This window comes from Thermocrispum agreste DSM 44070 (assembly GCF_000427905.1).
Taxonomy (GTDB): domain Bacteria; phylum Actinomycetota; class Actinomycetes; order Mycobacteriales; family Pseudonocardiaceae; genus Thermocrispum; species Thermocrispum agreste.
In genome coordinates, this window is record NZ_ATYX01000006.1 from 26870 (window position 1) to 37928 (window position 11059).

The following is an 11059-nucleotide window of genomic DNA, read 5'->3' on the forward strand; positions in this document are numbered from 1 at the left end:
GACCTCATTGTCCGCAGAATGCTCACGACGATTCCTCTCCTTTCACCGGTCACCAGAAGACAAGCCGCTTGCGCAGCTGCACGGCGATTTGGTTGAGCACGACGCCGATGGCGGCCAGCACCATCAAGGTGGCGAACACGCCCGCGGTGTCGTAGTTGGTTTGTTGTTGCAGCAGCAGGACGCCGAGTCCTTCTTGCGCGGAGACGAACTCACCCAGCACCGCACCGAGCAGGGCGAGCACGGTGGCGACCTCGAACCCCGCTAGCACCGACGGCAGGGCGGACGGCAGCAGGAGTTTGGTCCAGGTCTGTCGTCGTGATGCGGACAGCGAACGGAACAGTTGCGCCCGGGCCCGGTCGACGCTGAGCACACCGCTCATCGTGTTGACCAGCAGCGGGAAGAACGTCAGTGTCGCCGCGACCAGCACCTTCGGCGTGGTGCCGAAGCCGAACCAGATCACGAACAGCGGAGCGAGCGCGATCTTGGGCAACGACTGCAACGCGACCAGGTAGGGGTAGAACGTGGCCCTGGCGATCGCCGACTCGCCGAGCACGAGCCCGCCGACGATGCCGACCACCGAGCCGAGCAGCAGGCCGAGCAGGGTCTCCTGCAACGTCACCAAGCCGTTGGTCCACATCTGGTCGAGCAGGAACGCGGAGCCGAACTGGGCGAGCACGTCGGACAACGGCGGCAGGATGAACTTCTCCAGGCCGAGGATCCCCGGCAGGAACTCCCAGCCTGCCGCCACCACGACGGCCAGCAGCACCGGCGGCGCCACCTTGCGCAGCGTGCGCCCGCCCTTCCCCCCCATCACGCACGCCGTCGAGCAGAGCCGCTGCCGCTTCAGTGTCCAGTCGTTCGGTGTGCTCCGGTTCCGTGTCGGGTTTGCGCTGCTCAGACACCTGCATGGCGGTCCTCCCGGATGAAGTAGGAGCGGATGTGTCCACACGTCTGCGCGAATTCCGGCGACTGGATGAGCGACACGTCCCGGTCCTTGGGCAGCGGGACGTCGATGATTTCCAGGATTCGTCCCGGCCGCGGCGAGAGCACCACGACACGTCCGGCCAGGTAAACGGCTTCGGAGATGTCGTGTGTGATCAGGACCGTGGTGACACCGCTGGCGGCCCACATGCGCCGCAGGTCGACGTTCATCTGTTCGCGGGTCATGGCGTCCAGCGCGCCGAACGGTTCGTCGAGCAGCAACACCGACGGGTTGGCCATCAGCGCGCGGCAGATCGCCACCCGCTGCTGCATCCCGCCGGACAGCTCGTGCGGTCTGCGGTCGGTGAAGTCGCCCAGACCTGCCCAGGTGAGCAGTTCTCTGGCTCGCTTGCGGTCGTCCTCGTCGATGCGGTGCTCGAGCTCGCGGGGCAACAAGCAGTTGCCGAGCACGGTCTTCCAGGGCAGCAGGGTCGGCGCCTGGAACATCATCGACACGTCCCGCCGCGGCGACTTGAGCTGCTGCCCGCCGACCCGGATCTCGCCCGCGGTGGGCTTGATCAGGCCGGCGAACGCGTGCAGCAACGTCGTCTTCCCGCACCCGCTCGGCCCGACGATGGCCACCAGCTCCCCGGGCTCGACGTCCAGGGAGAAGTTCTCCAGCGCCACCACGGGTTGCTTGCCGCGGCCGCCGAAGACCTGCGTGACGTTCTGTGCGGTCAGCCGCAGCGGTGACGGCATGGACAGCTGCGGGAAGCCGCCGCCTGGTTCGGATGTCTCGGTGGGTTGGTCGGCAAGGGCGGTGGTCTGACTACGTTTGCGGAACATGGCTTCCCTCCCGAACGAGTGGGCCTGGGTCAGGGAAGGCCCCGACCGGAACCTCGACGAGCGTCGGACGATCAGCGGTCGCCGCCTCTTTCAGCAGCTGGGTGAGGTGACGCGGCGACGTTGCCGTGAAGCTGTCCAGCCCGAACACCCGACCGAGGTCGGCGAAATTCGGGTTGTGCAAGGTGGTCCCGAGCGTTCGGCCGTCGAACTGCTCGAGCTGGGTGCGCAGCACGTTGCCGTACGCGCCGTCGTTGAAGACCACGAACGTGGCCGGGATGCGGTAGGCGACCGCGGTCAGCAGTTCCGCCATGCCGTAGGCGAAGCCGCCGTCGCCGGAGATCGACACCGCGCGCACGTCGGGGCGAGCCACCTGCGCGCCGATCGCCGTCGCCAGGCCGTAGCCGAGGGCGCCCTGGTAGCCGGCGGAGAGGTAGGTGCGCGGCTGGTACACCGGGAACGCCACCCGGGACAGATAACTGACCTGGGTCAGCTCGCCGACCAGGATGTCGTCGTCGGCCATGCCGTCGCGCAGCGCGCCGACCCACTCGGAGATCTCGCCGAGTTCGGCGATCTGCGCCGCACACCGGGTGCGGATCCGGTTGACGTCCTCGGTGATCCACATCGAGCGGGTCTCGCCGAGCTCCGCCGCCAGCGCCTCCAGGCCGAGACGGGCGTCGCTGTGCAGCGCGACGGTGGGCCGGTGCGGTGCGCCCAAGTACGCCGGGTCGGCGTTGACCAGGATCGTCGGGGTGTCGGTGACCAGCGGTGAACCGTCCATCCGGACACCGCGGCTGCCCACGATCAGCACGAGGTCGGAGGCGGGGATGACTTCGCGCCCGCCGAGACTGGTGAGCGTCCACGGGTGGCGGTCGGACAGCGCGCCACGGCCGTTGGCCGTCGTCACCACGGGTGCGCGAAGCTTCGAAGCGAGTGCGCCGAGTGCGTCGCTGGCGTCCGCTGCGGCGACGCCACCGCCGACGAGGATGACCGGACGCTCCGCGGAGGCCAGCAGCTCGGCGGCGCGAGCCACGGACTTCGGGTCCGGCACGACGCGGCGGGGGCTGCCGGGGACCGCGACGGAGGAACCCGTGAGCTCCTCCTTGAACAGGTTCTCCGGGATGGAGATGGCGACCGGTTGGGGGCGCTCGCTGCGCACCGCGACCAGCCCGTCGCACACGGCCGCGGTCAGATCGCCGACCGAGCGGACCGCCCGGACCGATTTGGTCACCGAACGCAACACGGTCTCCTGCGCGCGGATCTCGTGCAGCAGGCCGCGGCCGCCGTCGATGGCCCAGGTCGGCAAGTTCACCGCGAGGGCGAGCACCGGCGACGAGCAGGAGAACGCCGTGGCCAGGCCGGTCATCGTGTTCAGCACGCCCGGGCCGGGGACGGCCGCGAGCACGCCCGGCCGGCCGCTCGCCCTGGCGTAGCCGTCGGCCATGTGGGCCGCGCCCTGCTCGTGCCGGCACGAGATGAACGTCAGCAGCTCCTGCCGCCTGGCCAGCGCGTCGACGAAGAAGTCGAGCTGGACGCCGGGCACGCCGAACAACGTCGACACTCCGCCCGCGACGAGCTGGTCGGCGACACCGTCCGCGCCGATGTTGCTGGTGACAGCGGACGCGTCGACCGCCTCGCTGCCCACCCCCGAAGCGAGATCAGACACGCTGGGCCACCGCCTTCGTCTCGAGGAAACCGTCGATTCCTTCCAAACCGCCCTCGCGGCCGATGCCGCTGTTCTTCATGCCGCCGAACGGCAACTGCGGTGCCAGCGGGAACGGGTCGTTGATGCCGATGACGCCGAAGTCGAGCCGCTCGGCCAGCGACCACAGGTGGCCGGTGTCGGCGCCGTAGAGGTAGGCGGCCAGCCCGTAGCTGGTGGCATTGGCCTTGGCGATCACGTCCTGCTCGTCGGCGTAGGAGTACACCGGCAGCACCGGACCGAAGATCTCTTGCTGGGCCAGCACGGCCGAGTCGCTGACGTCGGTCAGCACGGTGGGGCTGAAGAACGCGCCGTTGCCCAGTTCGCCGTCGGTGAGCCGCGAGCCCCCGGTCAGCACCTTCGCGCCCAGTCGGACCGCGTCGGCCACCTGCTCCTCGAGTTTGCGCAGGGCGGACTCGTCGATCAGCGGCCCGAGGTCGACGCCGTCGCTGGTGCCCGGGCCGACCCGTAGCCGGGAGACACGCTCGACCAGCGCCGCGCAGAACCTCTCGTAGAGCGATCCGTGGACGTAGAGGCGATTCGTGGCGATGCAGCTCTGACCACTGGTGCGGAACTTGGAGGCCACCACGCCGGCGACGGTCTCGTCGACGTCCGCGTCGGGCAGCACGATCGCCGGCGCGTGGCCGCCGAGTTCGAGCGCCACTCGCTTCAGCAGGCCCTCGCCGTGCCGCTGCAGCATCAACCCGACCTCGGTCGACCCGGTGAAGCTGATCTTCGCCACCCGGGGGTCGGCCAGCAGTGCCTTCACCAGCGGATCGGGCTGCGACGTGGTCAGCAGGTTGAGCACGCCGGCAGGCAGGCCGGCCTCGACGAGGTGGCCGACCAAGGCCTTGGCGATGAGGGGAGTTTGTTCGGCGGGCTTGGCGATCACCGTGCAGCCCGCGGCCAGGGCCAGCGCGATCTTGCGCAGGAACATGCTGGCCGGGAAGTTCCACGGCGAGATCGCCACGGTGATGCCGACCGGCTGCTTGAGCACCGCGCCGCGCCTGCTGCCGCCGAGGTCGATCACCCGGCCGTCGGCCCTGCGGGCTTGCTCGGCCGCCCAGGTCATCGCCCCGGTGGTACTCCCCAGCTCACCCCGCGCTTCTGCGAGCGGCTTGCCGTTTTCCCTGGTCAACAGCAGGCTGAGCCGGTCGGCGTCGGCCGTGATGGCGGCCGCGGCGTCGCGCAGTACTCGGGCGCGCTCGTCCGGTGCGGTCGCTCGCCACGCGGCCGCAGCGGCAGCCGCAGCGTCGACCGCGGCCGCCGCGTCGTCGACTCCCGCGTCGTCGGCCGAACCGATTCGCTCGCCGGTGGCCGGGTCGTGGACGTCGAACCGTGCCGGCGCGCTGCGCCACGCACCGTTGATCAACAATGTCGGCTCGCTCGCCAACGCGGTGTCGCTGGTCATGAATTGTTCTCCGCTTTCGCCGATTCCTGTGCTTTGCGTTGGCGCTGCTGCTCCTCGACGGTGCCGTCGAGCATCTTGATGCGGGCCTGTCGCGCCCGCGCCGTGTGATGCTGCGCCAGTTCTTCGGCGCGCTTCGCGTCGCCGGACTCGATCGCCTGGAGGATCTCGTCGTGCTCCTCGATCGACTTCGCGGCTTCCTCCGGCAATGAGAAGGTCGAGCCGGGGTAGCGGTGGTGCGTGTCGTGGGCCTTCCGCAACATCTCCAGCAGGAACGCGTTGCGGGAGGCGACGCAGATGGCGTCGTGGAAGTCGAAATTGAGGCTGGCCATCCGCGCGATGTCGCCGTCGTCGAATGCCCACTTCATTTCCCGGTGCAGCCTGCGGAGCCGGATCAGGTCGGTGGTCGACGCGTTCTCCGCGGCCAGTCGTGCGGCCAGCCCGTTGAGCACTTCCCGCACGGCGTAGACGTCCAGCACTTCTTCCGGGGTCACGCTGGCCACCACCAGCCTGCGGCCGGTGGTCCGCTCGAGGAAACCCTCGGTTTCCAGGCGCAGCAGCGCTTCGCGGATCGGTGTGCGGCTGATGCCGAACAGCTCACCGAGTACCGGCTCCCGCAGGTACTCGCCGGGCTTGATGGACCCGGCCGCTATCGCGTCGCGCAGCGCGAGATAGACGGCTTCGCTCGCGTTCGCCGCGGTCCGGTGGGACCGCCAGAGCTCGGCGAGCGTGGGGGTGTCGTAGCCGTCGGAAGCGCCGGAATCGTCGCGATCGTCTGCCAAAGTATTCAATGCTGATCCTCCTGTCGACGTGAATATACAGTTGTATTTTCTCCGGTCAAGGGGCCAAAGGGACGCCGGGGGTGACCGGGAGATGTCGGGCACGTTGCGCCGCGTCCGGTTGCGGAAGCTGATGTGCCGCCGTGGTTGCCGCTCGGGGTCGGCCTCGGATTGCCCCGAGAGCGTGTCGAACCGCGAAAAGATCACTTGGTCTGGCTCGCCGTGAACAGCGCGCTTGCCGTCGTAGCAGCTCTTGCATCGATCGCCGGTGCCGTTGCGAGGTGTCAGGGGCTCGCTTCGAACGCCGCCGGCAGCGCGAACAGCGCCAGTGGGAACGGCACGACCGGACCGGCCGGTACAGCGGGTCGTTGCTGACGGCCGCGTCGTCGTTGTCCAGCAGGCTTTGCAACGCCGTCGACACCGACCAGATCGCGGAGTCCACCGGTGGGGACGGGCGGTCCGGCTCGCCGCAGCCGGGCTCCCACCAGGTGCGTGCGGTAGAGCGCGTGGAACTCCAGGCCCTCGACGACGAATCCGCCGAGCAGCCCCCCAGATGCCGGCGACCCACCTGCACTGCGCAAACGTGGCGCTGACGGGCCGCCGTGAGATCAACTTCGGGCGGTTCGTCCGGTCATCGCCCGAGTGGCGCCATGACCGCCGCTCCGTTTCGGACGACGAGTACCCCAACCAAATCCACGCCTCTCCGGTCGCTGCATGTGGACCGAGCCGAGAGAGGACGGGAAGGAATGACGACCATCGACATCACGCCACAACCAGAGCAGGTCGAGCTGACGCGCACCCGGGGCGCCCTCGCCGCGGTGTCCGTCGTGTTCGTGGCGATTCTGAACTTGATCTTGACGCTGACCATGCCCACCGTGTCGGACGAGGTGCTTGCCCAGCTCGACGACCTGGCGGCCGGGCGCGACCCGGACTACACCCCGGATTTCTCCGAACTGCCCGACGACGTCCCGTCGGAGGTCACGGAGGTCTCCGCGCCGGTCGACGTCGCGAACGACTACGCCGCCTGGGAGTTGTTCAACGACCTGACCACGGTGATGTGGTTCGGGGCCGTCGTGGCGTTCCTGGTGTGGCTGTGGCGGGCAAGCACGGTTGCCGGCGCCGTCGCCGACTGGCAGTTGGACCACTCACGGCCGAAGGCGATCTGGTCGTGGTTCGTGCCCGGCGTGAATCTGTTGCTGCCCTACCGCGTGGTCGCGGAGATCTGGCAGGCAAGCAAGCCGGACGACGACAACAGTGGTCGTGGTTTGCTGGTCGGCTGGTGGACGTGCTGGATCGTGTCGTTGTTCGCTTCGTTGTTCTCGGTGTACGACCTGGCGACCACGTTGACCTCGCCCCAGCCGAGCGCGACGTTCTCCAACGGGGTGGCGGCGGCGTACGTGTCAGCGTTGGCAGTTGTCGGGGCCGCGGTGTTCCTGGTGCCGATCATCCAGCGCATCGACAGCTGGCAGATGGCTGCCGCCCAGCGTCGGTAAGCACACCTGCGCACGACCGAGCTGACTCACGTTGTCAGCTCGGTCGAGCGCTGTTCGGGGAACGCTTCGGCGGAATCTCGCGTCCAACATTCGCGCAGACGCCCGACAGTGGGCGCGATTGCGGAAAGCCGCCCGCAAGCGTGCACCACGCCATAGACTTCCCAGGCAGACAGCATGCGCCTGCGATGACTGTGGCGAGTGCGGAGAAAGAGGGGACGTTCATGAGCCGCCGTTACGACCCGGAGGCGATTGCCTCGTTGGCCAAGAAGGTTGCTGGGCTGACCGACGGCTACAGCAAGACCAGCGACGATCTGGGTGACGGTGATCCTGGCACGGCGTTCGGGCATCTGAACAACGCCGCGTCGGCGGGCTCGACGGTCAAAGGCTTCTACAGCAATGTCAACAGCGAACTGAGGGCCGCGAACGAGCTGGTCCAAGCGGCGGCGGACGCCCTGGCGAGCGCGGCCGAGCGGTTGCGTGACGACGACGATGAAACCGCGCACAGCTTCGGTGGCTCTAAGCGGGAGTGAGCGCGACGACAAGGGGAACCAGGGGTAGGTGCCGATGACGACCGCGGAGGAGCAACTGAGCACGCTCGACGATCCGTCGCGTGACCGCCCGCCGGCGATGGACGCCATCGACAAGCACGCCAGCCAGACGGAGAAACTCGACCCGGCGGCGATCAACGAGCAGGCGCGCAAGGTCAGCGGGGCAGCGACCAAGACCAACGATCTCGGGGACGACCTGAAGGCCTTCCGCGAGGACGTCCTGCGCAACTGGGACGGCAAGGACGCCGATGCCGTCGCCGAGCACCTGGACAAGCTGAGCAAGGCCAGCTACAACGTCAGCGACCGCGCCGAAGCCGCCAAGAAGGTGCTCGAGCGGGTCTCCGAGATCCTGGAGGACGTCAAGAAGAAGGTGCTCCAGCTGGCCAAGGAGGCCAACGACAACGACGCCGAGAACCGCAAGCTGATCGCCGCGGCCAGGGCACGCAAGAACAGCTCGGACGACGAGAGCGTGATCGCGGCAGCGGCGGCGGAGATCCAGCGGCTGCGCGCGCTCAACGAGAAGGACGCCAACGCCAAGAAGGAAGAGATCGAGCGGCTGCTCGACGAGGCGGAGCGGCAGATCGACCAGCTGCTCGAGCCGCTCGGCCTGGAGATCGAGGACGGCTTCGTCAAGCTGCTGCCGGAGAAGGCGTCCAGGACCAAGACCTCCAGCGCCGAATCGACCCCGGTGAACGTGGGCACCAAGACCCCGCCGGTCACCGGCGGCGGTGGCGGCGGTGGTGGCGGCGGGGGCGGTGGCCTGCCTCCCGCGGTGCCCGGCGACGGCAGGCCGGCCAAGCCGATCGAGGCGCGCGGCGAGAACCCCGCCGAGATCGCGAAGCGCTTCCTCGGCCGCAACGCCGCGGACCTGAAGGTGAGCGGTGAGCTGCCCGCGATGCAGTCGTGGGTGCCCAACAACGTCAACTGCGCGAACTTCGTCTCCGGTGTCCTGGAGGCGGCGGGCCTGATCGACAAGGAGCAGGCCAGCCCGTCGGTGGCGCAGCTGCGGGCCAACCTGAAGGCGGACGGCTGGCGGTCGATCCCGCTCTCCGAGGCCAAGCCGGGCGACGTGGTGATCTCCAACGGGGGTGGGCACGTCGTGATCTACGCCGGGGACGGCAAGTTCATCGGCTCCAACAACGTCAACCCGGACGGGTCACAGCGGGTCAGCTGGGGTGGCGGCAACAACGTCGTCGAGGTGCTGACCCCGCCGGTGTAACGGGAACGTCGACGCGAAGCCCCGGCTCGGACGCCCTTCCAGCGGACGTCCTGGCCGGGCTGTCACATGTCGGTAGTGAGGCCGGTGGGCACGGCCGATCCAGCACGGGAAGCCACCAGGCGGCGAGAGGATCGAGCGCGTGTGCGCTCTCGCGCGAAGTCTCAGACCCCGATCAGGGAACGCGGGGCTTCGTGCTCGTCCGGCCAGGTCAGCCAGGCCACGTCGGTCGGCCCGATGGCGTACTCGAGCAACCGCCACGAGCGCACGTCGGTGTCGGACACCGCATTCTCGTCCATCTTGAGCAGGGCCGCGAACACGTCGGAGAGCGCGCCGTCCTCGCTGCGAGCCTGGTAGACCGTGCCGGCGTAGTTCGCAGGCCCGCCGTCGCGTGCCCGCATCGTCCCCTGGACGAACACCCACGGCCCGATCCGGTTGACCTGTCCGACATCCAGGCGGATCCGCACGCCGAACGCCTCGCGCAAGGGAGCGGTGGCCGCCTGCACGATCGCCTCGCGTGCCGGCTCGTCGTCGCCCAGCATGCGTGGAACGGATTCGGACGGGCTGTGCATCGAGCTTCCTCCCGATAGCAGGGCAGCGTGTCGGTTGGTGACGTCTCACGGTAGCGCGACCAAGCCGTCGGCGTAGGCAAAATGCGCAGACTTCACGCGACGACGTGGCGGGATTCGCGTGGTGTTCCGGCAGCCTCGAGGCATTGGTTTTCCGCCACCCGGCACCGGGTAGCCGCGGGCTCGACAGATGTCCGGGAAGGCGCCCGCATGCCCACCGACGACAACGCCGGAGCCGATAGGATCGGGCTTGCCGGGCGGACGACGACGGCGTTCGGCGTGCCGGGAGCGGCCGTGATGGCGGCCGTGGACGAGATCGTCGTCCACCAGCTTCTCCTGGCATCACTGCCACGACCGGTCCACCACCGCCGTCGGGCTGGTGTCGGACGGGGTACTGCACACGACCGAGGTCATCGCGCTTGTCGTCGGTTTCGTGGCGGCCGCCGACCTGCGGCGGCGCATGCCCCGTCCGGGCCGCAGGCCTGGGCTGGGTTCTTCCTGGGGTTGGGCGGATTCCAGCTGTTCGACGCGACGGTGCACCACAAGCTGTTGCACGTGCACCAGGTGCGGCACGGGGTCGACCTCCTTCCGTACGACCTGGCCTTCCGTACGGCCTGGCGTGGAGCGGGGCAGACCTCGTGCTGCTGGCGATCGGCGGGCGCTGGCGATGCGGGCGAGGCGTACGGCTCGTTCACGGAGTCACCCGTGATCGGTGTGCAGCATCACGGCGAGACACCCGGCATCGGGCCGAGACCGGTCAAGTGAATGATGGCCGCGGTCGTCACCGGTCGAGTGAATGATGGCCGCGGTCGCCGTGGCCGCCACGGTCGGATACCTGAGAGGCGCGGCACAGCTGCGCGACCGAGGCGACGAATGGCCGCGTTGGCACAGCGGGGAATTCGCCGACGGAACGTTCGTGTTGGCGGCGGCGCTGGTGGCCAGGCCTCCTGAGGGCTCGTTCGCTACATCCACGGCGCAGCACGTCGTGGTCGCCATGGTGGCCTCGCTGCTTGTGCTCGCGCGTCCGGTGACCCCTCACGTTGCGCGTGGCGTCGGCCGGAATCCGGAGGCGGATGCTCGCCGTGGCCCAGTATCGCCCAACGGGCGCCCTCCTGTTCCCGCCCGTGGCCGCTGTGTCGGACATCGGCGGCTTGTGACTGCTGTATCGGACATCGCTGAGTGGAGCCGTGCACCATGACGGCCTGCTGCACGCAGTTGTCCAAGTCCATGTCGTATTCGCGGGAGCGCTGGTCGCGTTCGCGGTGTGTCGACTGGGTTCGGTGCGGCATCGTGGAGGCTGCTCGTGCGTGGCCTGACCCTGCTCGGAGCGGGCGCGGCACATGCCGTGCTGGCGAAATCACTCTTCGCGGCATCGCCGCCGGGTGTCAGTCATGCGGCCGCTGACCTGCAGCTTGGCGCCCAGGTCATGCACTACGGCGGCGACGTGGTCGGCATGGCGCTGGCCGCGGTCCTCGCATGGCAGTGGTACACCCGCCGTGCCCGGTCGGCGCCACGCTTCGGCTTCGGACGGGCCGGTACCGCGTGAGGTTCGTCGTGCCGGACTTCGGGTAGGCCGAATC

General features: G+C 68.9%; 12 protein-coding genes. 6 read left to right on the top strand and 6 right to left on the bottom strand.

The window, feature by feature from the left end:
• Positions 1 to 49: 49 nt before the first annotated feature.
• The 5 genes from YWY_RS0102295 to YWY_RS19860 all read right to left on the bottom strand — a co-directional run bounded on the left by YWY_RS0102295 (position 50) and on the right by YWY_RS19860 (position 5656).
• On the bottom strand, positions 50 to 811 hold the full coding sequence (locus tag YWY_RS0102295; RefSeq protein WP_028846294.1) for an ABC transporter permease: 762 nt from the start codon (positions 809 to 811) through the stop codon (positions 50 to 52).
• Between the two features lie 83 nt (positions 812 to 894).
• Positions 895 to 1767 carry an ABC transporter ATP-binding protein gene (locus YWY_RS0102300; RefSeq protein ID WP_245566029.1) on the bottom strand — a complete coding sequence of 291 codons (873 nt, stop codon included), beginning with the start codon at positions 1765 to 1767 and terminating at the stop codon, positions 895 to 897.
• A complete protein-coding gene (locus tag YWY_RS19855; protein ID WP_084608833.1) occupies positions 1751 to 3430 on the bottom strand; it encodes a thiamine pyrophosphate-dependent enzyme in 1680 nt (559 codons plus the stop codon). Before YWY_RS19855 ends, YWY_RS0102300 begins: the two co-directional genes overlap by 17 nt.
• Positions 3423 to 4877, bottom strand: a complete 1455-nt coding sequence (locus YWY_RS0102310) for an NAD-dependent succinate-semialdehyde dehydrogenase (protein ID WP_038044332.1) — start codon at positions 4875 to 4877, stop codon at positions 3423 to 3425. Before YWY_RS0102310 ends, YWY_RS19855 begins: the two co-directional genes overlap by 8 nt.
• Positions 4874 to 5656 (bottom strand): GntR family transcriptional regulator, encoded by a 783-nt coding sequence (locus YWY_RS19860; RefSeq protein ID WP_051309560.1) that lies wholly within the window; start codon positions 5654 to 5656, stop codon positions 4874 to 4876. The genes YWY_RS0102310 and YWY_RS19860 overlap by 4 nt, the downstream gene beginning before the upstream one ends.
• Before the next feature lie 743 nt (positions 5657 to 6399).
• Between YWY_RS19860 and YWY_RS0102325 the strand changes: the two genes are divergently transcribed.
• The 3 genes from YWY_RS0102325 (at position 6400) to YWY_RS0102335 (ending at position 8913) form a co-directional block, all read left to right on the top strand.
• Complete coding sequence (locus YWY_RS0102325) at positions 6400 to 7146, top strand: DUF4328 domain-containing protein (RefSeq protein ID WP_028846298.1); 747 nt, start codon at positions 6400 to 6402, stop codon at positions 7144 to 7146.
• Between the two features lie 185 nt (positions 7147 to 7331).
• Entirely contained in the window at positions 7332 to 7676 is a 345-nt protein-coding gene (locus YWY_RS0102330) for a hypothetical protein (protein ID WP_245566523.1), read from the top strand.
• A gap of 34 nt (positions 7677 to 7710) precedes the next feature.
• Entirely contained in the window at positions 7711 to 8913 is a 1203-nt protein-coding gene (locus YWY_RS0102335; protein ID WP_028846300.1) for an NlpC/P60 family protein, read from the top strand.
• A 161-nt stretch (positions 8914 to 9074) separates the two neighbouring features.
• Here the strand turns inward: YWY_RS0102335 and YWY_RS0102340 are convergent, their stop codons facing one another.
• A complete protein-coding gene (locus YWY_RS0102340; RefSeq protein ID WP_028846301.1) occupies positions 9075 to 9482 on the bottom strand; it encodes a hypothetical protein in 408 nt (135 codons plus the stop codon).
• Positions 9483 to 9776: 294 nt separating this feature from the next.
• Between YWY_RS0102340 and YWY_RS24975 the strand changes: the two genes are divergently transcribed.
• From YWY_RS24975 to YWY_RS23040, 3 genes are all read left to right on the top strand, one after another.
• Entirely contained in the window at positions 9777 to 10244 is a 468-nt protein-coding gene (locus YWY_RS24975; protein ID WP_425426107.1) for a DUF2243 domain-containing protein, read from the top strand.
• A 34-nt stretch (positions 10245 to 10278) separates the two neighbouring features.
• A complete protein-coding gene (locus YWY_RS24980; RefSeq protein ID WP_169725206.1) occupies positions 10279 to 10677 on the top strand; it encodes a cytochrome c oxidase assembly protein in 399 nt (132 codons plus the stop codon).
• A gap of 105 nt (positions 10678 to 10782) precedes the next feature.
• Entirely contained in the window at positions 10783 to 11025 is a 243-nt protein-coding gene (locus YWY_RS23040; protein ID WP_028846303.1) for a cytochrome c oxidase assembly protein, read from the top strand.
• The last annotated feature ends 34 nt before the right edge of the window (positions 11026 to 11059 follow it).